Origin of the sequence: Olivibacter sp. EAT-5 (genome assembly GCF_044784325.1) — a bacterium.
In the GTDB taxonomy this organism is placed as follows: domain Bacteria; phylum Bacteroidota; class Bacteroidia; order Sphingobacteriales; family Sphingobacteriaceae; genus Olivibacter; species Olivibacter oleidegradans.
Genome location: NZ_CP173028.1, coordinates 2,939,764 through 2,961,135, shown reverse-complemented (window position 1 = coordinate 2,961,135; position 21,372 = coordinate 2,939,764). Strand labels below are relative to the sequence as shown.

Sequence of the window (21,372 nt, the reverse complement as noted above, 5' to 3'; positions counted from 1 at the left end):
CATCGGCTATTTTTCAAAGAAGCTTTCGCCGTTGAACCAAGAGTTCTAAGGTATCAGGAGCGGTCAATAATTCCGTCTGTATTCCCAGCTTTTTGGCTGTAACAAGATGCTGGGGGCTATCATCAATAAATAATGTCTTTTCCGGCTCGAGCTGGTGTGTCTGCAAAACAAATTCAAAAATATTCGAATTTGGCTTTCTCATGCCTAATAAATGAGAGTAATAATCTTTGATAAAAAAGCTGCTGTTATCTTCCAAGGCATGTTCTTTTTTCAGGTACTCCATAATGGATTGATAGTGGATTTCATTGTTATTACTAAGTAAAAAGGTGTTGTATCGATCTTTTAGTTGCCATAATAATTCGTGTCTACCTTTAGGTACACCTATTAACAAGGAGTTCCATGCATTATCAATTTGTTGGTCTGTTAAGTCAGCTTTTCCCGTAACTTCACGTATCCCATCTCTAAATTGCGCGGCAGAAACTCGTCCCATATCAAAATCATCAAATAAAGCATTTTGTTCGGTATGGGCAAACACTTTTTCTACTCCCTTGACACCCAAATCGGTAAAGGCTTTATGCGCCTTAGCGAAGTCGATCATGAAGATTACATTGCCGTAATCGAAGATAATATTTTCAATATTTTGCATAATTAATTTTAAAATGTGCCTACAAATATGTAAAATTGCACTCGCAAATCAGCAATGGTTGCCGCTCCTATAGCTCAGTTGGTTAGAGTAGAAGACTCATAATCTACAGAGTTATAGAATTGAAAACAAGCTGTTTGAGCTTTGCATCTTGTAAAAACTTTGAGGGTTTTTCAAAGTGAAAAAAGATGATGTTAGCTTGAAAAATTTGTTTAAATTTGCATCACGCATGCAGCAAAAAAATGCGTATGGACCTATAGCTCAGTTGGTTAGAGTAGGACACTCATAATGTTTTGGTCGATGGTTCGAGCCCATCTAGGTCCACAAAAAAACCGTCTTACAAAGAAATTTGGAGGCGGTTTTTTGTTTTTCTGATGCTGATTACCGTCAGCAACTATGCCTTTAGGAAGCCCCCTAAAAGCAGGTTTTACATAATTTTTTGTTGAACTCCACGCAAAACCGTTACAAATACGTTACAGAAATTTTGCGTGCTAATCCAAATGAATTATGGCAACCGTTAGCGCCAAGGTGTTTGAACACCACAAGAAAGCAGATGGCACCTACAATGTAAAAATCTGTGTCCATCACAACAACCAAAGAAAGTACATTGACACTGTACACTATGTAGTCAAGAAGCAATTGACTGCCAAAATGAAGATCAAGGATAATTTTGTCAATAACCTGATCGATGAACAGCTGAAAGGATACCGCAAAGTTATCAGCGAACTCGGCGAGAAGCTTAACTTCTTTAATGCCGAATCCCTTACGGACTATCTCCGTGAAAAAGATGCCGATGTGGATTTTATCAAGTTCTGCGCGGTGCATATCGCTCAGAGTGAAAAAGATGGTAAAAAGGGTACGGCTCACAACCATCGTGTAGTCCGTAACAGCCTGATCGACTATTTTAAACGTGAAGCTGTGTCAATAACAGAAATCAACTCGAATATGTTGCTCTCCTACGAACGCTTTTTAAGAAGTGAACGCGTGATGGTACGCTCCAGTGGACAGAAAGGTCTCACCAAACAAACGATAAGTAAAGGAGTATCTGATAGTGGACTTCATAACCACATGCGAGACATGCGTACCCTGTTCAACGCCGCCCGCAATATGTACAACAATGAAGACCTGGGCATTTACAGAATTAAACATTATCCATTTAGAAAGTACAAAATTGGCTCCGCCCCACTTACTAAAAAGAGGAACAATAACTTAGAGCAAATAAGGATCATCCGCGATTGTACACCAAGACCCGGAAGCCGGGCAGAAATGGCAAAGGAGCTCTATATGCTTTCATTCTACTTATGTGGTATGAATGCGGTAGATTTTTATCATTTGACAAAAGGGAATATCAGAAATGGTAGGATAGACTATAATCGGTCGAAAACCCAAGGTCAAAGAAAAGACAATGCTTTTATAAGCATCAAAATTGTTGATGAGGCCAAACCATTACTTCAAAAATATATAGAAACACTTTCTGCCCGTTATGCAAATTCTGATGGCCTGAACAAAGCCCTAGAAAAGGGAATGAAAGAGTTGCGAAAGATCACAGAAATTGATGGACTGACACTTTACTGGGCGAGGCACACGTTTGCTACTATCGCCCGCAATTCCTGTAGAATGAGTAAAGACGATGTAGCGCAGGCCCTAAACCATGTAGATAGTGAACATACTACAACGGACATCTACATTGAGAAAGATTGGCGCATTGTTGATGAGGTACAACTTAAAGTCGTTACTCTTTTGAGAAAATCAGATGTAAAAGTTACAAAACAGAAAGAAAGATTGACATCCTTAAAAGAGGTTGCATAAAATGGTTCTTACAAAGCCATTAGTTTAATTGAAAACCTTAAATTTGAATATCATGAAAAATCTAATTCTATTTTTCCTGACATGCATTGTTGGTACTGGTGCATTTTTGGCTGGTACGACTATGGAAAATCCTTTACCAGCTTTTGTAGTTGGCTTTGGTGTTTGGCTGTTATTTCTTTATCGTATAAGCAAGAAGTAGAGGATGTTACCTGTATTGATTGCTAAACGCTACCTTTTCCCTTTTATCAGTGAGAAGCGCGTTGGTTGAATGAGTATCAAAAACTTAGTCCAAAAAATAACGCATCGACTTATGATCGATGCGTTATTAAGCCATTTATAATATTAATTTCTAGTAATATGTATTTTGTTGGGGTGTAAAACTTGCCCAACCTGTTGTCCAATCAGTAGTGCCAAAGGCACCGCGGTAAGTAACAATCTCAAAGCCAGATAATCCTGTAAAACTTGCTCCGGATAACAGTATCGAACCTGAATTAGGAAGAAGTTTAGGTGTTGAACCAAGGTCAAAGATACTTGCATCAATTCCTATGTCCTGCCATTTTGGAAAAGTCTGGTTTCCAAATGAAGTTGTTTTAAACCAATCTTCAGCTGTTTGGCTACCAACATTACCACTAGATTTTATTTCTACGCCGATAGGATTTGGAAATGCAGGGGAACCACCTGTTCCGTAACCATTAGTTCCCCATCCATCAACGCCGGCAAGGATAATATTTTTGAGTATCAATTCTCCATTTGCTGCATTTGCCAGGGTTGTTGAGCCATCAATAAATAATCCATTTGGATAGCCTGTAAAAACAGAATTATATATTTTCAGTTTATTATTCCGTCTTAGGTGCATCGCATTCTGAAATTGAGCTGAAATGGTCTTATCTTTATCTTTTTTAGGCCCGATCATAGTCATATTGGAGAACTGTGCTGATGTAAATGGCGTAGAAGATGTGCCTGAACCATCATTATCAACTTCAAATCCATTTGAACCGGATTGATCGGCTGAATTTGCATCACGGATACCAATGCCAAATTGTACAGTTCCACGGAAGCCAAAGTCCACATCAAAATCATCATCTAACCCCCGATATGCAATAATGTGTTTAACATTTACCGTTCCGCCAAACCATTCAAAAGCATCATCCAAACCATATGAACACTGCACATATTCGATAACTGTTCCGCTACCTATTGATCCCATTGTTAAAGAATTCACTTCCTGATTAGGGTTAATTGGCGTACCGGCATACTCGATTCTTACATATTTAACAATGCCGGAATTATCAGCATCATTAGTCCCGCCATGCCATCCTCCATATTGTCCTTCTAATTCCGCTTCACCACTTGGTTGATTATTCACTGCCTTTCCACACAATACCAAACCTCCCCAGTCGCCTGCTTCACGGAAACCAGGTGCTTTTTCAGACGTGAAAACTATAGGCTCTGTAGCTGTTCCTTCGGCAATAATTTTATTTCCTCTTTGTATGATGAGGGTGCCCTTTGTTTCTCTGTCTCCAATGATTACTGTACCTGCTTCAATTTCTAGTGTGATACCTTCTACAGCAGGAAGCCCCTGGGTGTTTTTGGGATCTCTTCCAACTCGTACAAATCCGTTAAGACGGTAAACCTTGTCTTTTGTCCACTTCGTATTTGCCGTGATATTCCCAGCTGACACTTCCACTATAGTTTTTGTTGAACCACCTGGATTTGTTGGGTTTGTTGTTGATCCCGCTTCATTATATTCAATGATGGTCGTTTTTTTGCATGCCCCGAAAATTACTGATCCGAGCAGGCAGAATGCCATTATCCTAAATGAAGAATTACTGATCTTTGGCATGTAAATGTGTTTCTTATTCATATTTATTATATTAAAATTAAAAGGATTTAAAAGATTTTATAGGTTAAGGTTAAGCCGAAAAGACGACCATTTTTAAAACGAGCTATTGCCTGATCATTTAATCGATCAAAACTTCCATCTCCATTGCCATCTTGAAGCAATAAGAATTCCTGATTTAAAAGGTCATTGAAATTTGCTCTTAGACTTATTTTGTTAGAGAATGTTTTGGTTACGGTTAGGTCTACAATGTTCCGGGGCATTTCATAGATATCTGGATATCCGTCATATCCAATATACGCAAGTCGCCTTCCTATCACATTATATAAAAGATTGACTTGCCATTTACTCTTCAGATTGTTGTAAAATAACGCAGTGTTTAAGATATAAGGTGCCTGTCCTTGTAGCGGACGTTCATTTGATTGTCCCGCTGCTATGCTCCCCAATTCAACTCTACTGTTAATATAGGTTGCATTCACTAATAATGTTAAATCATCCAAAAACTTTGACTGTGTTATACCTGCCAATGATTTACGCATTTCAAGCTCTAAGCCTAGATTATTCGCGGATTGGGCATTACCGTATGTAAAAGTTTTTGCACCTCCAGAACCGGCTCCAGGAATAAATACAGTTTCTATTGGATTTGTAAATCTCTTGTAAAACGCGGATAAGCTAATCAATTCGGCTGAGGATGGATACAATTCAAATTTTATATCGTAATTGTCAATTCTGGCTGTTTTTAAGGCAGGGTTACCCTTATTTGTGAAATTGAGGTCAAAATCATAAAAGCTGAATGGTGCCAATTCACGGAACTCGGGACGGTTTAGTGTTTGCCCATAAGCTAAGCGTAGCAGAGATTTTTCACTGATATTATAAGAAAGATTTGCTGATGGCAAAACCCTTGTAATATCATTATTCACATTCACCGGGCCCTGATCATCTGCACTGGATAGGGTTTGGATATTGTTTTCAACTCTGACGCCTGCTACCAGGGTAAGTTTGTCTTTAAAAGGCAAAATAAAATTAGAATAGCCCGCGAATAGCTTGTTAGAAGATGTGTAGTTATCGTTCGGGTTAGATTGTTCATCAATCCTAATTCCTGTATTTGTATTGATATTTTCCCATTGAAATAATGTATCAATTGGCTTGTTGAGCAAGGAATTATCGAACAATGAGGAATTTGCCCTCACATAACCAATATTGCGGGAATTGAACGTTCGATTTTTATCTTCCAAATATCCGCCGATTTTTAAAACCGGCTTGAAAAGTTTGGCTTTTGAACTCAGGTTTTGTTCGATATTAAATGAGCCTGTTTTAACATCCTCATTCATTTTTGAGTAAAAACGGCCTAAAAATTCTGCCGCGGCTGCACCAGTGGGTACATAAAGAATACTTTGACCACTGTTTTCATCTTTATCAGATCGGTAACGTTTATAATCCGGCTGGTCTCTATAAGATTTTCCGTATCCGGCGACCCAATCAATTTTAGTGTTTTCGTTGTTGAATTTGTGATTTCCGGTAATCTGACCAGAATAAACTCCTCTGTATAAAGTATTAAAAGAGTAGCTATCTGGCGAATAACTTGCCTCGAAATTCCGTCCTGTACGATTGGTAAATTGAGAAGTACTCAGCTGATTAAATAGGTTCTTGAACTCAAACGTATTGTTGTTATTCAACTTGAAGGCCCAATTATGTATAATTCCTAAACGAACGTTATAATTGAACTGGTTGTCATCATAATTGTAGATGGCCGAAGAAGTCTGTGAAGTGGCATCGTAAGTATTATAGTCGCCTCTAAATACATCATTGTTGGTTTTTGTGTTGCTATAGCTAAGCGCAGTAATGTTCCCTAATAGCTTATTGTTCAAGTTAAAGCGTTTACTCCCATAAATATTCAATTTCTGATCAAGGTTACCCGTATTTGTAACTGGTGCCCAGCTATTGGCTAAAGCATGACCTGCAGCATTACGCATACTTGAAGAAACTGTTCTTAGATTTGAAGGGAAATTTACAGGGAGGTCATTATCTCCAGTGTTGAAACCGGAAAAATATAGATGTCCTGATGACGGTCTACTGAATTTTTGAAATGTAGCATTCTGACGATAACCAGTACCATAATCAATAGTTAGCCTGTCTTCATCTGGTACGCTCTTTAAAAAAACCTTAACTGCACCACCGGCAAAATCGGCAGGCAAATCAGCTGATGGACTTTTATAAACTAATACCCTATCAATTTGATTGCTCGGAATAAGGTCAAAAGAAAAAGACCTTATATCTGTTTCCAGACTTGGGGCAGCTACGTTATTCAATTGAACACTATTGTAACGTTCTGAAAGCCCACGAATATTTATGAAGCGATTGTCAACAACAGTTATTCCTGGTACTCGTCTTACTACCTGGGCAGCATCAGAATCGCCTGATTTTTGAATGGTCTGACTGGAAATCCCGTTTGCAACAGAATTGGTTTTTCTTATTTCTGCAAAAACTGCCACTTCGGTTCCTGTAAGTCTTCTACCTGAAACAACGACTTCACTTAGAGCAGATTGGTCAGTTTCCATTTGGACATTCAATTGTGTGGTTTGCCCGGCAACAACTTTAATATTTGAAAGAATTTGTTTCTTATACGATACATAAGAGAATACGACCTGGTAGGTGCCGGGATTCACGGTATTTAGGCTGTAATTTCCATCGACATCGGTTGAGCTTCCTATAGATGTACCCTGAATAGAAACAGATAAACCGACAAGGGTCTCGCCAGTAGTTTTGTCAATGACTTTCCCTGAAATTTTGCCGGGTTGTTGTGCAGAAGCAATAGAAAATGTGAAGCTAGCGCTTATTATTATCAGATACTTGCAGATATTTTTTTTAGCTTGATAAATTTTATCCATACTTAAGTAAAGGTTATTGCATTTTTATGTTGCAAAGATTGTTACTTTACTATTTTCGGATAATTATGTTATCATTTAGTTAGGATAAGCTTAATGTTAAATAATTGTTAACATTAAATTTTCGTTAAGAAAGGTTCTTCGATGGAAGGTTAGTATTTTTACCAAAATTTTTCATCAATAAGGAAATAATACCAAACAAGGGGCCAATTGCTATCAATAAGAATACATAATGAGAACCAGTTATCTTCAATAAATTGGAGGTGAGTTGAATACTGATTATAGTGACAGAAAATCCTAAACAATTTGCAATGGTCAATGCCGCTCCTCTGGCATGGCGAGGAGCATTTTCTGCCATTAGCCTGGAGAATAGTGGAGAATCACTTACAGCAAAAATATTCCATAACATTAGAAAGGTGACTAATAATACTATCGATTCCACATTTAAAACAAATGGGGATAAGAGACAACAAATAGCCGAAGACAATAGAAGGAAAGTTGCGAATTTCTTGGAATCAAATTTTCGTGAGGTATACCCGCTGACAATGCAACCGATGCTGCCGCAAGCGATAATCAAAAAGGATAGTATTGGAAGATTTAATGAATGTTGCTTATGCTGATCGGCATAAATGAGTAATATTTGAGGAACGCAAGACCAAAAGGCATAAAGCTCCCAGGTATGTCCAATATATCCGAACATTATAGTTCTAAATTCTCTGGAACGAAAGGATTGAAAAAATGAATCAAACTTTAATATCTCTGTCTTTTTTCTAAACGGGCCATTATCGACAAATAAAAGTGTGGTTAGACCGCCAACGACCGCCAAGACAGATGTACAAACAACAATGTTAGCAGTTACGGCTTCTAAATTTATGCTTTTCAATAAATGAGGGGTAGCAGTGCCCATTACAAGAGCACCAACTATAAATCCCATAGGTTTACCCAAATCAGATTCGTAATGATCAACTGCTATTTTCATACCCACAGGATAAATTCCCGCCAGAAAAAATCCAGTTAAAAATCGAAAAGTGAGTAAACCTTCTAAAGGTAGGGATGGGTATATAAGCAAAAGATTACTTAATGATGCTAATAATGAACTCCAAAAAAAAACGTGAGAAGGCGAATATCGATCAGCGATAGCGAATAAAGCATAAAAGAATGTACCAATAATAAATCCAGCCTGTACCGCGGATGAAAGGTGACCCAATAATACCGAATCATTCGCATGTTGAGTGTTTTCAATAGCCGAATTACCTGCAAACCAAAGAGAAGTACAAAAGAATTGAGAAAGTACAAGAATAGTTAAACGATATTTATACACGAAAATTTATTGTGCTAACAAAATCAATGAACTTGCCCAACCTATTTGCAGAATTTTTCCTGTCACTTTGCTTCTACAATCTTGTTTTGCCACCTTCTCCGCAAAGTCATTAAAAATCATTTTAAAAAGATCAGAAAATGACCAAAAAGCATCCCAGTTTATACAATAGCTCGACCTCACGATAGAGGTACTGCCTTTTATCAGGCCAGCGTTTTCTAAGGCCTTCAGATGTTTTACAACAGACGATTCTACGATTGGCAAATCGTCAATCGATGTTTCACTGATACAATTTTCTTCTTTAGCAAGCCGCATCATAATGGCCATCCTAGCTGGATGGGCCATTGCTCTCATAAATTCAGATAGTTGCTTTTCTAAAGGCTCATAGTCACTTTTTTTTGCTGGCATAGTATTTAGATTTGGTTACGTTTTTTGTACCGGACATCAAGTAGCTGGCAACTTTCTTTTGCAAAAATCTACATATGTCATTGGCCATCTTTATTCTCTTTTATCGTCACATTGAATTGTACTTTATTACCTGCTAATCGATATTCAGATTTTTTGATTTCTTAATTACATTCCCACCATTTCTCTGTAGGAATCTGCTGACAATAAATTTTCAGCCTCGGAAGGTTGCGAAATTTTTATTTTAACCATCCATCCTTGTCCAAACGGATCTGTATTGATCCATTCGGGATTTTTATTAAGCTCTTCGTTGGTTTCAATGATTTCTCCCGAGATTGGCATAAATAGATCGCTTGTAGTTTTTAAAGCCTCCACTGAGCCAAATTCTTCATCTTGTTTAAAAGATGTGCCCGGTTTAGGAAGATCGACATATACAATTTCTCCTAGTTCTGACTGAGCAAAAAAAGTGATCCCAACTAAAGCAGTTTCACCTTCTATTTTAAGCCACGTGTGTTCTTTTGAATAAAGATTGTTTTCTGGGTTTTTCATAATGCTATATTTTAGTATGCTTTTCTTAATCTGTCTGCAAACTCGTTTGGTAAAGGACTTTGTTCAATTGCTTGTGCTGCTTTTTCTACGTCATATTCAAATCGCAAAAAATCAACTTTTATGTTTTCATTTGAAATACCGGATTTGGCTTCCGACAATTCGAGCATAACATAACCACCAAAAGGATTGTTGTCTTTAGGTTTACCGATTGAACCTGTATTTATGATATGCTTTGGACTGCCAGATGCAGCTTGAATAATCCTGTGATATGGCTTGTGGGAGTGTCCAACGCAAAGTATATCTGCCTGAGCTTCTTCCATTAATTGCAGTACATAGGTTTCTTCAGTATCTTCTAAAACATATTCATCTACACTGCGGGGACTACCATGCACCAGCAAAATGTTAAGGGTATCATTATTCAACTTAAATTCCAGACGTATATGTGCGGGAAGTGTAAGTAAATAATTGCGTTCCTGTTTTCCTACAATATGGTAGGCATACTTTTTTCCAGATTCTTGAAGTTCATTTACATTGACTGCTTTAAGATTTAAAACTTTTAGATCATGGTTGCCAGCTAATGTGGCTATTTTACGGGCCCTGATTTCTCTTATAACTTCATTGGGCCAGGTGTTGTATCCTATCAAATCACCAAGACAATAAACTGCGTCTGGCTTTTGCTTCTCAATATGTGCAAATGCGGCCTCTAGCGCCGGTAAATTTGCATGTATGTCTGATAAAAGTGCTATTTTCATTTAATTTTTATTAAGAGGTATGGTAAAAGATACCTCTTCCGGTGGAAGACATTGCTTATCATCACAAACCATATACTCGATACTGCCTTTGACATTAGTCGCTCCTGGTTTAAACTTTATTTTCTGTTGGAATATGACTTGCTTGGAAAAAAAACTCACTTTCATATTGAAAACTTTTTCAAAAGTTGTTGTTGGTTTTGGCTCAATAGTTTTTCCAATTAGGGTAAATGATGAGGAAGGGGCAAATTTGATTGATGTTTTAATAGGCCCACCCTCTGCAATATGCTGAGAATAGAGATGCCAGCCATCATCTATTGTTGCCTTTAAATAAAGTACAGCCTCACTTGCATTGATTTTTTTTGCCGCATAGCTCCACTTTACTGGTTTAAGAATTTGCGATTGAGCGGTAAGTGAAACGGTTATAAAAAATGCTGATAATAATAATCTTTTTATATTCATAGTTTTCTGCTTAGCCATTACGTAACATATCTGCATACTCGTTCGGTAGAGGGCTATCTTCTACGGCTTTAGCAGCCTTTTCTACATCATATTCAAATCTGATAAACTCGACCTTAATGCTATCTTTATTTTTTACTGAACTATCGGCATTAATGGTCAAAATTACATAACCCCCTCTCGGATCTTCGTCTTTTGGCTTACCAATCGAACCTATGTTAATAGCATGTCGATAGTGCTCGGTTCCATCCGTTCCAGAATTTAATATGCGGTGATATGGCTTATGTGTATGTCCAAAAAGCATCACGTCTGCATCAGCTTGTTCCATAATGCGCAGAAGGCTTTTTTCATCCCTGTCCTCAAATAAATATTCGTTTACTTTGCGGGGGCTGCCGTGTACCATCAATATGTTTCTCTTTTCATCATTTAGCTGATACTCTAATCTGATATGTGAAGGAAGGGTTCTTAAATAGGCCCTTTCTTCCGGATTTACGGTTTCATTGGTATAAGCGATAGAAACTTTACCCAAAGCTTTCTCTTCGTCAGTCTTATAGGCGCAACCGCAATCGTCACTGGAACGCCCAATACCCCAATCGTAATTTCCGGCAATGGTAGGGATGCCCCGTTTGCGAATTTCATTGATGACTTCATTGGGCCAGATATTATAACCTACCAAATCACCTAAGCAATAAAGTGCATCTGTGTTACGGGTTTCAACATCTTTAAAAAATGCTTCTAATGCCGGAAGGTTGGCATGTATGTCTGAGAATAAGGCTATTTTCATTTTATTATCTGTTTATTTTTTAATCTTCGTTTATTATTTTAATATTCCGGGAATAAATTTACCTACACTGCCACTTGGTGATTGAATGTCCAAAATCCCGGATAACGTAATTGCTATATCGGAAACTTTAGTCTCAGAATAATCTTTCCCGGCACTGATATTTTTACCGTACCAAATCAATGGTACATGAGTATCATATAAATTGGTAGATCCATGAGTAGTACCGGTTTTAGAACCTGAACTCCCTAACCAGCCACTATTCATCACAATGGTTATATCTCCACATCTTTGATAGTAGAAGCCATTTCTGAGAAGAGATAGCGGACTGTTTTCATTACCGGAAACTAATATTTCTTCTTTGGAGTAAACAGAATTAATGGACTCTTGGGTTAAAAGAGTTCTTTTGATTTCTGAGACAACATCGCTGTAAGAAATGTTCTTTTTTTGGATGATTTTATGGTCTAAATAAAGTTGAAGGTTTTTAAATGCTGTGATTGGCTCTATTCCGTAAACTGTTTTTAAATGGCTGTTGAGGCTATCTACAATCCCACCATTGGCATAGCCGCCAGGGAGTTTATTGTCCTCTAAAAAAACTGGATTTTCCGCGGCACCATGATCCGCAGTAAGGCAGATCACATAATTATCTTTACCTACTTTAGTGTCTAAATAACTTAAAAAATCGCTTAAGTCCTGATCAAATTTAATATACATATCTGCAACTTCAATTGATCTTGGGCCAAATTGATGACCTATATAGTCAGGAGATGAAAAGCTTACGTTTAACAGGTCTGGAACAGTATTTTTTCCCAATTTCTCGCCCTCAATTGCTGCTCTTGCCAGATCAAATGTTAATTTGTTACCATTAGGAAGACTTCTTATCAATCCATAATTGTAGCTTTTTCTGATTGACGGAATGTTATGGGGGAAAGTTGGCGAGGCTTCACCTTTAAATTTACCTTCATAAACAACATCATCCTTTGTGGAGGTTGATTGGTACTTTTCTATTGGAAGTGACGTTTTCCAAATTTCGGATAGGTATTTATCACTTAATTTTTGATTATTAAAGGATGTTAACCAGCCGGGTAGCGCATTTGTATAGTAAGAAGATGAAATAAATCCACCTGTGGTTTCGTCAAACCAATATACTCCCGTGGCATTATGTCCGGCAGTCAGTATTGCTGCCCGATCTTTTAGAGCAACACCAATGACCTTAGACCTGAAATTTGTAGCTAACCTTAGCTCATCGCCCACAGTTGTTGTCAATAAACTACTCGGCGACATTTTACCAGCCTGAGAATTAGAACCTATTGTAGAAACTGAATTATCCGATGTACAGTAAACACTTTTTTGTTGATTACGGTCATACCAGTCATTTCCTACAATTCCGTTTAAAGAGGGGATTGATCCGGTAGAAATGCTTGCATGGCCCGCAGCAGTATAAGTGGGGAAAAAATTATAATTCGTATTCTTATTGGAATATCCCTTATTTACAAGCCTTTTTAATCCACCCTCACCAAAATAATCCCAGTAACGACTAATGTAGTCTGCTCTCATTTGATCCACTACCATCACTACGACCAGTTTTGGTTTGTCCTGACTGGTCTGAGCAAATGAGGATGATAAAAAAAGTAATAGTAGTAAAATGGCAGATCCAAGTTTTTTCATAGTATAATGGTTTAATTTATTTGGATTAATAATGTGTTATTTGATGTGTCTAAGTACTTTCGCCTCTAAATAAAAGATGATTTCCTCAGCAATATTTTTGCTCTGATCGCCAACCCGTTCTAACCTTCGAATGATGGACAGAACATTTAGAGCTTGCTCAGTTTTCTGAGGATGCTTATGAATAAACTCAGCTATATTTTTATTGGCCATTGCATTGATTTCATCTAGCTTTTCGTCCTTTTCAAAAATACTTCTGGCAAGTTTGGTATCCTCTTTTTCAAAAGCATGAAGAACATCGGTTACGATTTGGTTAGCTGCTTTAAACATTTCTTCAAACCTTGTGATCTTCAATAACTCCTTATCGAATGGCTCTTTTTCGCTGATAATAAACTTGCTTATGCCTTCGGAGATATCGCCAATACGTTCCAGGTTATTATTGATTTTTAAGGTGGCCAGAACAAATCTTAAGTCAACGGCTACCGGATTGTATAGCGCAAAGATGTTCTCGCAATCTCTGTCTATTTTCAATTCCATTGAATTCACTCTTTTTTCGTTAGAAACCACCTCTCTTGAAAAATCCTTATCAAAAGATTTAAGAGAATGCAAGGTTTTATCCAATTGGCTAATGACCAATTTCCACATTTCAATGGTATCTGTCTTTAAGAGTTGAAGTTCTGTTTCTAAGTGTGTCATACTAATACATTTACGTGAACTAGCTTTTTAAATATTGTTAGCCAAATCGGCCTGTTATATAATTTTGTGTAGCGTCTTTTGCAGGATTGGTAAATATTTTATCTGTATAATCGTATTCGATTAATTCTCCCAAGTAGAAAAATGCAGTCTTGTCACTAACCCTGGCGGCCTGTTGCATATTGTGTGTCACAATAACGATTGTAAAATCATTTTTCAGTTCATAAATCAGTTCTTCGATTTTAGCGGTTGAAATTGGATCGAGTGCTGATGCGGGTTCATCCATCAATAGTACAGATGGCTTAACAGCAATAGCTCTGGCAATGCACAATCTTTGCTGCTGGCCGCCAGAAAGAGCCATAGCAGATTTATGCAGATTATCTTTTACCTCGTCCCATAGGGCTGCTTTTTTTAATGCATTTTCTACAACTTCTTCAATAGCGGAACTTGATTTTTCACCGTTGATCTTTAATCCAAATGCGACATTTTCAAAAATTGATTTTGGAAAAGGGTTAGGTTTTTGGAATACCATTCCTATTTTTTTACGATACTCATAAACATCGATTTGATTTTTGTAAATATCAACATCATCTATCATCACTTGTCCTTTTATTGTAACATCACTAATTAGATCGTTCATTCTGTTAAAACAGCGCAGAAAAGTAGACTTTCCACATCCAGAAGGCCCAATAAAGGCGGTCACAGTATTTGCAGTGATATTGATGGATACATCTTTTAAAGCCTGCTTGGCTCCATAAAACAAGTCAAGGTTTTTCGCCTTAAGCTTGTATAGTCCATATTGTGGCTCTATTACAGTTTTGCTTTTTTGTACCATCTGTTTCTTAATGTTATGGCTATTCCGTTCAATAAAAATGTAAATACAAGTAATACGATGATACCTGCTGCTGCATTTTCTATAAATCCCAATTGCGGGCGGGAAGTCCAGTTGAATATTTGTATAGGTAATGAAGTATATTGGTCTAATGGGCCCTCTGGAATGAAAGGAACATAGGCTAAGGCACCCACCACAATCAGTGGTGCAGTTTCTCCTATGGCTCTTGACACAGATAGGATAATGCCGGTTAAAATGCCGCCGAAAGAGGCAGGCAATACTACTTTTTTAATAGTCTGCCATTTAGTGGCCCCAAGTCCAAATGCAGCTTCTCTCATAGAATCAGGTACTGCTTTAATGGCTTCCCTGGTAGACACAATAATCACTGGCATAATCAATAATGCAAGTGTCAGAGAGCCAGATAGGATACTATTTCCCAATCCAACAGTCCGAACGAATAATTGAAGTCCCAATATTCCATAAATCACCGAAGGAACACCTGCAAGATTAGAGATATTGATCTCAATAAATTTGGCGAGCTTATTTCTTTTCCCGTATTCTTGAAGATATATACCGGATAAAATCCCTATGGGTAAGGCTATGAGTAGCGTAAAGAGCAACAAGCTTACCATGCCGGCCAATGCAGTATATATTCCAGACTGTTCCGGAAAACGGGATGGCAGGCTGCTGAAAAATGACCAGTTCACACGTGATACTCCTTTGATCAAAATATCCATAATCAATAAGAGTAGTGTTGAAAGCGCAGCACAGGTACATAAAATAGCAAAGGCTTTGAAAAGCCTGTCTTTTGCCTTTGCAGAAAGTAATGCTTTATTCATAGCGTTGCTGATATTTTTTTCTGATCCAAAAACTAATGTTGTTTAATAAAAAGGTAAATAAGAACAGCGTAATCCCTGCCGCAAATATGGTTCTGTATTCTAAAGAGTCCTGAGGTACGTCTCCCATGCTCACCTGAACGATATAGGTAGTAATTGTTTCCACAGATTGGAGTGGATTGAATGTTAACTTAGGTTCCTGACCAGCAGCAATAGCGACAATCATGGTTTCTCCTAATGCCCTGGATATGGCTAAAATCACTGATACGATAATTCCCGAATTTGCTGCCGGAACCAACACTTTGAAAGCGGTTTGAAAGCGGTTCGCACCTAAGCCGTATGAAGCCTCTCTTAATGATTTAGGTACAGCTCTCAAAGCATCTTCGCTGAGCGAAGTAATGTATGGAATAATCATAATACCCATTACAATACCAGGTGATAAAGCATTAAAACCAGATAAACCGGGTATAACTTTTTGCAGTAATGGTGTTACAAATTGCAAAGCGAAAAAACCATACACAACAGTTGGAACTGCGGCTAAAACTTCGAGTAAAGGCTTGACAGTGGCAGTGAATTTTGGAGACGCGTATTCATTGAGGTATACAGCAATCGTAATACCTACAGGTACTGCTAACGTAACTGCAATAAATGTAGTAAGCAGTGTGCCTGACAGCAAAGATAAAATGCCAAAATGCTTATCTTCAAAAAGAGGTGTCCATTGTGTATCGGTAATGAAATCAAAAAGAGAGACTTCTCCAAAAAATTTAAATGTATCAATAGATAGTACCAGAATGATGCCTATTGTCGTTAGTACTGACACCATGCTGCAAAGCAGCATGATGATTTCCATAATTTTTTCTGATTTTATTTTTACGCTAACCATCGCTTACTTTTCTGATAATAACTGAAATAAGTCCACCCCAACAATGGACTTGTTTTCGAATACCGAACCTGATTTAAGATTTTCAAACCGTTTATAAGATAGATCATATACAGAAGTGGGCAGTGGAATATATCCAACCTCTTTGGCTAGCACAGCAGCATTTTCCATATAAAATTTTATGAATTTTTTAACGAATGGTTTGGTTGCAGCTTTAGCATTAACATATATAAATTCTGGTCTCGACAAAGGCTGGTAGGTGCCATTTTGTACGGTTTCTTCTGTTGGATAAATTGCCTTAGCTTCCGCCGTTACTTTTACTGGGATAAGTTTTAGCTTATTTTTATTTTCAGAGTAATACGCTAATCCGAAGTAGCCCACGCCATTTCTATCCGAAGAAACTCCCTGAACAAGCACATTGTCATCTTCACTTGCAGTATAATCTCCTCTGGATGATTTTGCTTTTCCGTTAATGGCTTCCGTAAAATAATCGTATGTTCCAGATGATGTTCCTGCTCCATATAAATTTAAAGGAACATTTGGCCAGGAATCTCTTACTTGTTTCCATGTAGTGACCTTTCCCTGACTTTCCGGAGCCCACATAGTTCTTAACTCCTCAACGGTAATATAATCTACAAAATCATTTTTCGGACTTACCACTATAGCCATTCCATCATAAGACACAGGTATTTCAATAAACTGGATACCGTTCTTTCTGCTTATTTCTAATTCGCTTTTACTTATTGGACGGGAAGCATCGCTGATGTCCGTTTCGCCTCTAAGAAATTTTTTAAATCCTCCACCCGTACCAGATATTCCAACCGTAACTCTTACATTAGGTTCTACCTTTCTAAATTCCTCCGCCACAGCCTCTGTCAAAGGGTAAACACTGCTCGAACCATCAATATTGATTTTTCCATCATACTTCTTAAAGCAAGCGGATAGAGAAAATGCAAGTATCAATAAGAAATATTTGGCTTTGGACGAGTTCATTCTAATAGGTTTAGGCTTTGACAACAGTTTCAGAAGAGTAATATCTTTTCTTAAGCCAGAATGCAACATTTACTAATGCTATCAACGCCGGTACTTCTACCAACGGCCCAATAACTCCGGCAAATGCCTGGCCTGAATTGATTCCAAAAACACCAATGGCAACAGCAATAGCTAATTCGAAATTATTTCCTGTTGCTGTAAAAGCGATGGAAGCATTTTTAGAATAATCCGCTCCGAATGATCTGCCTATAAAAAAGCTGAACAGAAACATGAATACAAAATAAATAACAAGGGGAGTTGCAATTCTCAGCACATCCATTGGGATTTGTACTATTAATTCGCCTTTAAGGCTAAACATAATAACGATGGTGAAAAGTAATGCGATAAGTGTGATGGGTGATATCACCGGTACAAACTTTGTCTGAAACCATTCTTCTCCTTTCAATTTAATTAATGAGTATCTACTGATGATGCCCATAGCGAAAGGAATGCCCAAATAAATAGCTACACTTTCAGCAATTTGAGAGATAGTGATGTTGACTTCAAAACCCTTCATTCCAAATAATGGTGGCAATAGCGTAATAAATACGTAAGCATACACGCTATATAGAAGCACTTGAAAAATACTGTTTAAAGCAATAAGGCCAGCCGCATATTCCCGGTTACCTTCTGCCAAATCGTTCCAAACTACGACCATTGCTATGCATCTGGCTAATCCGATCAATATTAGGCCGATCATATATTCAGGATAGTCTCTTAGGAAAGTGATGGCCAAAATGAACATTAGAACGGGGCCAACAATCCAGTTTAAGATCAAAGAGGTCGTTAAGACTTTCGTGTCTTTAAAGACTTTGCCCATGTTTTCATATTTCACTTTGGCCAGTGGTGGATACATCATCAAGATTAGGCCAATAGCCAGAGGAATGTTAGTTGTGCCGCTGGAAAAAGAATTGATGAAGCCTGATGATGATGGTATAAAAAAGCCAATGGATACTCCGATAGCCATAGCTAAAAAAATCCAAAGAGTAAGATAGCGGTCCAAAAAGCTAAGCTTTTTTCTTTCGGCTACGGGAGCACAATTTGTTGCTGACATATTATAATTATTAATTGTTGTGTAATACTATTAATGGAACTGTGGTGTGTATAGCGATTTTTTTTGTGGCACTATCGTGAAAAATACGTTGTAAAAATCCCAGCTTTCTAGGTACAGCGATTAGGATATCAATCTTATTTTCTGTTGAATATTCGCTAAGACTTAAAATGACCTCTTTACTCCTTAAGTAATGAAATTGAGTACTCAAGTTTTTAAATTTTTCGTGTAAGAGGGTTTCTGTCTCCATCAGGTTTACCAATCCTGTTTCTTCATAGTCGACATTTACAACGTGAAGATTAGCATTAGCTGTCTGCACAATGTTGGTAAGCTGATCAAAAGGTGTTTGCTCGCTAATATATCGAAGGTCGCAAGCAAACATAATCTGACTAATTTTACCGATCACCGCAGTTTCAGGGACAAGCATAAGAGGAAAAACCTGCTCACCAATAAGCGCCATTGCATTTCGTCCGACGATGTTTTTTTCCTTGGCGTGAGATCCAGATAACCCTGCTATTACCAGGTCGATGCTATGCCCATCAATAGTTTCCCTGACCCCTTTAATTAGTGGAAGATCATTGATCATAGATTTTATGTCAACTTTCGATGAAAGCTTAGAAAGCATTTGTGATTTTAAATCATCCAGTTCTTTTAAAGCATTCTCCTTAATATCTTTTAAATCATCGGGTACAGGCACTAATAAATCGTCAACAAGAATTATATCTGTAGCATAACGTTTATTATATGAATGATAAAGGACAATTTTTTCAATACCCCACTGTTCAGCGATATTGCAGGCATATAATGCCGCATGCGTCGCCGGAGGAGAAAAATCCGTTAAGATCAGTAATGTTTTCATATTACTTTTTTAAATGTTCATTCACAAAGCTTTCACTGTATTGCTTGATCATATCCCTTACAATTCTGAATTGATGGATAACCTGATTTTCCGTTCCGGTAGCTTTGGCCGGATCTGGAAAGTTGGAATGCAGTTTTACCGCTTTAGTCGGGAAATAAGGGCAATTTTCTTTTGCGTTGTCACAAACAGTTATTACATAATCGAAATCGATGTTGGCGTATTCATCAATGTTGTTTGATGTATGACCAGAGAGGTCGATTCCATCCTCAGCCATTATTTGTATCGCTTTTGGGTTTACACCGTGAGTTTCTATACCCGCGCTAAAGATTTGTGCATGATCCCCTGCAAAGTATCTTAAATAGCCCTCTGCAATCTGACTACGGCAACTGTTTCCTGTACATAGTATTAACACCTTTTTCATTCCAATATAAATTAGCAGCAGCCTCCACCAGGTGTACAAGATGTACCTCCATCGGCAAGATTTTTCATTTCAACTTTCTGTTTTCCCGTTGGCACACCACATTTGTCCATTGCAAGGCAAGCAGTTGTTTTTGCCAATAGAAGGAAATCATTGCCATCGAAACCTAAATCATACTTACCAATGGTTGCGGACTGATACTCAACTTCAATTTCCAAATCATCCATACCCAAAACCTTTTCCGATAGCGAGATAATATTCAGTAGTTTACCCGCTTTTAAACGGTGCTCGTAGTCGTCGGCATCCCATAACTGAAAATTAGCTACCTTTTCATGTCGTACCGTACCTCCACAATCAATAAAATCTTTGGTAACAATACCTACTTCTGTTACGTGGAAGTGTTCCGGCACCATATCGCCGTGTTCCAATTTAAAATTTACACCTTGTACGGTGGTCAGGATTTCTTTAATTTCTGATAGTTTCATCTTTTTTATATTTAAAGTATTATTGCAATATTGCGATTTTAATGTTCAAAAAATTTTAGCAGCAGTCTGCTTCTCCTTTATAGGATGAAAAGAAGCTACCAAGCTGACCTTCTAGTTTTTTCCATATCGAAGGATTGATACAATAACAAACACTTACCCCTTCAATTGTTCCTTGAATTAGACCAGCAGTTTTTAATTCCTTAAGATGCTGAGATATTGTTGCCTGAGCCAATCCCAATTCCTCTACAAGATCGCCACATATACAAGTATTCGATTGTAAAATCCTTTGGAGGATGGCAATACGAGCTGGATGCGCCATAGCTTTTAATAATAAAGCCAATTCATTTTGCTCCTTCGAGAATATATCTGTTTTTGTAAGTCCCATATCTTTTTTGTTATTGCAATGTTACGATATATTTTGTTTGCTACAAAACCTTTTTGAAAAATAATCGTATTATTACATTATTACGATAAAAAGCATAACTTTAAAAAGTTGACCGAGTTCAAACAGTTAGTAGAATACATCAGTAACGCTACTAAAGAGTTTTTTTCACAACTATTATTTACGGATAATAGGTTACCTTTTTTAAATTTTCCCTATGATAAAAGCACAATATGAAGACAAATTATTAGTAATTGAATTGCTAATGAAGTCGTTTGATGATAACCAAAGTGTAAATTATATCATCAAGCAAGACCACGAAAGGACACAGCGTATCTATGCACTTATGGATTATTCTTTTGCAATGTGTTACCGATTTGGAGAAGTATGGCTATCAAATGATAAGCAAGCCTGCGCTTTGATTTTATATCCTCATCAGAAAAAGACAAGTTTACAATCTGTTTGGTGGGATATAAAATTGATTTTTCAATCCATTGGCGTTAACAGAATAGGTAAAGCCATGAAACGTGAGGCGCTAATTAAGAAAAAACAGCCCAGCGAACCGATGGTTTATCTTTGGTTTATAGGAGTGAACCCCAAGTACCAGCATACCGGGATCGGTAGCCGCCTGTTAAAGGAAGTTTTGGTTGATGCCCAAACAAAGGGATTGCCCATTTACTTAGAAACATCAACGGAAAAAAACCTTCCCTGGTACCAGCGTTTCGGGTTTAGGATATATGATGAATTGGTGCTGACCTACGTGCTCCATTTCTTGAAATATGAACCGGCTAAATAATACTT

General features: G+C 37.6%; 23 protein-coding genes and 1 tRNA gene. 4 read left to right on the top strand and 20 right to left on the bottom strand.

From position 1 onward, the window contains the following. Window positions 1-13: 13 nt before the first annotated feature. Complete coding sequence (locus ACH11B_RS12240) at window positions 14-646, bottom strand: HAD family phosphatase (RefSeq protein WP_013665549.1); 633 nt, start codon at window positions 644-646, stop codon at window positions 14-16. A 247-nt stretch (window positions 647-893) separates the two neighbouring features. Here ACH11B_RS12240 and ACH11B_RS12235 point away from each other — a divergent pair. From ACH11B_RS12235 to ACH11B_RS12225, 3 genes are all read left to right on the top strand, one after another. Continuing rightward, a tRNA-Ile gene (locus tag ACH11B_RS12235) sits at window positions 894-967 on the top strand. Window positions 968-1,150: 183 nt separating this feature from the next. Further along, window positions 1,151-2,452 (top strand): site-specific integrase, encoded by a 1,302-nt coding sequence (locus ACH11B_RS12230; protein WP_377612507.1) that lies wholly within the window; start codon window positions 1,151-1,153, stop codon window positions 2,450-2,452. Between the two features lie 52 nt (window positions 2,453-2,504). Further along, window positions 2,505-2,651, top strand: a complete 147-nt coding sequence (locus tag ACH11B_RS12225; protein ID WP_377612509.1) for a hypothetical protein — start codon at window positions 2,505-2,507, stop codon at window positions 2,649-2,651. 150 nt (window positions 2,652-2,801) lie between these two features. Here the strand turns inward: ACH11B_RS12225 and ACH11B_RS12220 are convergent, their stop codons facing one another. From ACH11B_RS12220 to ACH11B_RS12130, 19 genes are all read right to left on the bottom strand, one after another. After that, window positions 2,802-4,316 carry a hypothetical protein gene (locus ACH11B_RS12220; RefSeq protein ID WP_377612511.1) on the bottom strand — a complete coding sequence of 505 codons (1,515 nt, stop codon included), beginning with the start codon at window positions 4,314-4,316 and terminating at the stop codon, window positions 2,802-2,804. Window positions 4,317-4,342: 26 nt separating this feature from the next. Beyond that, window positions 4,343-7,180 (bottom strand): TonB-dependent receptor domain-containing protein, encoded by a 2,838-nt coding sequence (locus ACH11B_RS12215; RefSeq protein WP_377612513.1) that lies wholly within the window; start codon window positions 7,178-7,180, stop codon window positions 4,343-4,345. Window positions 7,181-7,304: 124 nt separating this feature from the next. Continuing rightward, window positions 7,305-8,498, bottom strand: coding sequence for a nitrate/nitrite transporter (locus ACH11B_RS12210; protein WP_377612515.1), 1,194 nt, complete (start codon window positions 8,496-8,498; stop codon window positions 7,305-7,307). A 6-nt stretch (window positions 8,499-8,504) separates the two neighbouring features. Next, the gene (locus ACH11B_RS12205; RefSeq protein WP_341831475.1) at window positions 8,505-8,903 is read right to left on the bottom strand and encodes an ArsR family transcriptional regulator; all 399 of its coding nucleotides are present in this window, start codon (window positions 8,901-8,903) and stop codon (window positions 8,505-8,507) included. Between the two features lie 165 nt (window positions 8,904-9,068). Further along, window positions 9,069-9,449: a glycine cleavage system protein GcvH gene (gene gcvH, locus ACH11B_RS12200; RefSeq protein ID WP_377612517.1), complete on the bottom strand. Its 381-nt coding sequence runs from the start codon at window positions 9,447-9,449 to the stop codon at window positions 9,069-9,071. 11 nt (window positions 9,450-9,460) lie between these two features. Continuing rightward, window positions 9,461-10,201, bottom strand: a complete 741-nt coding sequence (locus tag ACH11B_RS12195; protein ID WP_377612519.1) for a metallophosphoesterase family protein — start codon at window positions 10,199-10,201, stop codon at window positions 9,461-9,463. Further along, the gene (locus tag ACH11B_RS12190; protein WP_377612520.1) at window positions 10,202-10,660 is read right to left on the bottom strand and encodes a protein-disulfide reductase DsbD domain-containing protein; all 459 of its coding nucleotides are present in this window, start codon (window positions 10,658-10,660) and stop codon (window positions 10,202-10,204) included. Window positions 10,661-10,670: 10 nt separating this feature from the next. Further along, entirely contained in the window at window positions 10,671-11,441 is a 771-nt protein-coding gene (locus ACH11B_RS12185; protein WP_377612522.1) for a metallophosphoesterase family protein, read from the bottom strand. 33 nt (window positions 11,442-11,474) lie between these two features. Then, window positions 11,475-13,106 (bottom strand): alkaline phosphatase PafA, encoded by a 1,632-nt coding sequence (pafA, locus tag ACH11B_RS12180; protein WP_377612524.1) that lies wholly within the window; start codon window positions 13,104-13,106, stop codon window positions 11,475-11,477. A 36-nt stretch (window positions 13,107-13,142) separates the two neighbouring features. Then, on the bottom strand, window positions 13,143-13,799 hold the full coding sequence (gene phoU, locus ACH11B_RS12175; protein ID WP_377612526.1) for a phosphate signaling complex protein PhoU: 657 nt from the start codon (window positions 13,797-13,799) through the stop codon (window positions 13,143-13,145). Between the two features lie 37 nt (window positions 13,800-13,836). Then, window positions 13,837-14,631: a phosphate ABC transporter ATP-binding protein PstB gene (gene pstB / locus ACH11B_RS12170; protein WP_377612528.1), complete on the bottom strand. Its 795-nt coding sequence runs from the start codon at window positions 14,629-14,631 to the stop codon at window positions 13,837-13,839. After that, window positions 14,607-15,467: a phosphate ABC transporter permease PstA gene (gene pstA / locus ACH11B_RS12165; protein ID WP_377612530.1), complete on the bottom strand. Its 861-nt coding sequence runs from the start codon at window positions 15,465-15,467 to the stop codon at window positions 14,607-14,609. The genes pstB and pstA overlap by 25 nt, the downstream gene beginning before the upstream one ends. Next, window positions 15,460-16,314, bottom strand: a complete 855-nt coding sequence (gene pstC, locus ACH11B_RS12160) for a phosphate ABC transporter permease subunit PstC (protein ID WP_377612532.1) — start codon at window positions 16,312-16,314, stop codon at window positions 15,460-15,462. The genes pstA and pstC overlap by 8 nt, the downstream gene beginning before the upstream one ends. Before the next feature lie 36 nt (window positions 16,315-16,350). Beyond that, window positions 16,351-17,307 carry a PstS family phosphate ABC transporter substrate-binding protein gene (locus tag ACH11B_RS12155; RefSeq protein WP_377612534.1) on the bottom strand — a complete coding sequence of 319 codons (957 nt, stop codon included), beginning with the start codon at window positions 17,305-17,307 and terminating at the stop codon, window positions 16,351-16,353. 40 nt (window positions 17,308-17,347) lie between these two features. Next, entirely contained in the window at window positions 17,348-18,430 is a 1,083-nt protein-coding gene (gene arsB, locus ACH11B_RS12150) for an ACR3 family arsenite efflux transporter (protein ID WP_377612536.1), read from the bottom strand. Between the two features lie 10 nt (window positions 18,431-18,440). Next, entirely contained in the window at window positions 18,441-19,286 is an 846-nt protein-coding gene (locus tag ACH11B_RS12145) for a universal stress protein (RefSeq protein ID WP_377612538.1), read from the bottom strand. Between the two features lies 1 nt (window position 19,287). Next, window positions 19,288-19,707 (bottom strand): arsenate reductase ArsC, encoded by a 420-nt coding sequence (locus ACH11B_RS12140; RefSeq protein ID WP_377612540.1) that lies wholly within the window; start codon window positions 19,705-19,707, stop codon window positions 19,288-19,290. Between the two features lie 11 nt (window positions 19,708-19,718). Further along, window positions 19,719-20,189, bottom strand: a complete 471-nt coding sequence (locus ACH11B_RS12135) for a DUF6428 family protein (protein WP_377612542.1) — start codon at window positions 20,187-20,189, stop codon at window positions 19,719-19,721. A gap of 55 nt (window positions 20,190-20,244) precedes the next feature. Next, on the bottom strand, window positions 20,245-20,574 hold the full coding sequence (locus ACH11B_RS12130) for an ArsR/SmtB family transcription factor (RefSeq protein ID WP_377612544.1): 330 nt from the start codon (window positions 20,572-20,574) through the stop codon (window positions 20,245-20,247). Between the two features lie 214 nt (window positions 20,575-20,788). On the opposite strand from ACH11B_RS12130, the gene ACH11B_RS12125 reads away from it, so the two are divergent. Beyond that, the gene (locus tag ACH11B_RS12125; protein WP_377612546.1) at window positions 20,789-21,367 is read left to right on the top strand and encodes a GNAT family N-acetyltransferase; all 579 of its coding nucleotides are present in this window, start codon (window positions 20,789-20,791) and stop codon (window positions 21,365-21,367) included. Window positions 21,368-21,372 lie beyond the last annotated feature (5 nt).

Bases quoted from the DNA above. Each gene is read 5' to 3' on its own strand.
- ACH11B_RS12240 (WP_013665549.1), bottom strand. From the start codon at position 646: ATGCAAAATATTGAAAATATTATCTTCGATTACGGCAATGTAATCTTC.
- ACH11B_RS12230 (WP_377612507.1), top strand. From the start codon at position 1,151: ATGGCAACCGTTAGCGCCAAGGTGTTTGAACACCACAAGAAAGCAGAT.
- ACH11B_RS12225 (WP_377612509.1), top strand. From the start codon at position 2,505: ATGAAAAATCTAATTCTATTTTTCCTGACATGCATTGTTGGTACTGGT.
- ACH11B_RS12220 (WP_377612511.1), bottom strand. From the start codon at position 4,316: ATGAATAAGAAACACATTTACATGCCAAAGATCAGTAATTCTTCATTT.
- ACH11B_RS12215 (WP_377612513.1), bottom strand. From the start codon at position 7,180: ATGGATAAAATTTATCAAGCTAAAAAAAATATCTGCAAGTATCTGATA.
- ACH11B_RS12205 (WP_341831475.1), bottom strand. From the start codon at position 8,903: ATGCCAGCAAAAAAAAGTGACTATGAGCCTTTAGAAAAGCAACTATCT.
- gcvH (WP_377612517.1), bottom strand. From the start codon at position 9,449: ATGAAAAACCCAGAAAACAATCTTTATTCAAAAGAACACACGTGGCTT.
- ACH11B_RS12195 (WP_377612519.1), bottom strand. From the start codon at position 10,201: ATGAAAATAGCACTTTTATCAGACATACATGCAAATTTACCGGCGCTA.
- ACH11B_RS12190 (WP_377612520.1), bottom strand. From the start codon at position 10,660: ATGAATATAAAAAGATTATTATTATCAGCATTTTTTATAACCGTTTCA.
- ACH11B_RS12185 (WP_377612522.1), bottom strand. From the start codon at position 11,441: ATGAAAATAGCCTTATTCTCAGACATACATGCCAACCTTCCGGCATTA.
- pafA (WP_377612524.1), bottom strand. From the start codon at position 13,106: ATGAAAAAACTTGGATCTGCCATTTTACTACTATTACTTTTTTTATCA.
- phoU (WP_377612526.1), bottom strand. From the start codon at position 13,799: ATGACACACTTAGAAACAGAACTTCAACTCTTAAAGACAGATACCATT.
- pstB (WP_377612528.1), bottom strand. From the start codon at position 14,631: ATGGTACAAAAAAGCAAAACTGTAATAGAGCCACAATATGGACTATAC.
- pstA (WP_377612530.1), bottom strand. From the start codon at position 15,467: ATGAATAAAGCATTACTTTCTGCAAAGGCAAAAGACAGGCTTTTCAAA.
- pstC (WP_377612532.1), bottom strand. From the start codon at position 16,314: ATGGAAATCATCATGCTGCTTTGCAGCATGGTGTCAGTACTAACGACA.
- arsB (WP_377612536.1), bottom strand. From the start codon at position 18,430: ATGTCAGCAACAAATTGTGCTCCCGTAGCCGAAAGAAAAAAGCTTAGC.
- ACH11B_RS12145 (WP_377612538.1), bottom strand. From the start codon at position 19,286: ATGAAAACATTACTGATCTTAACGGATTTTTCTCCTCCGGCGACGCAT.
- ACH11B_RS12140 (WP_377612540.1), bottom strand. From the start codon at position 19,707: ATGAAAAAGGTGTTAATACTATGTACAGGAAACAGTTGCCGTAGTCAG.
- ACH11B_RS12135 (WP_377612542.1), bottom strand. From the start codon at position 20,189: ATGAAACTATCAGAAATTAAAGAAATCCTGACCACCGTACAAGGTGTA.
- ACH11B_RS12130 (WP_377612544.1), bottom strand. From the start codon at position 20,574: ATGGGACTTACAAAAACAGATATATTCTCGAAGGAGCAAAATGAATTG.
- ACH11B_RS12125 (WP_377612546.1), top strand. From the start codon at position 20,789: ATGATAAAAGCACAATATGAAGACAAATTATTAGTAATTGAATTGCTA.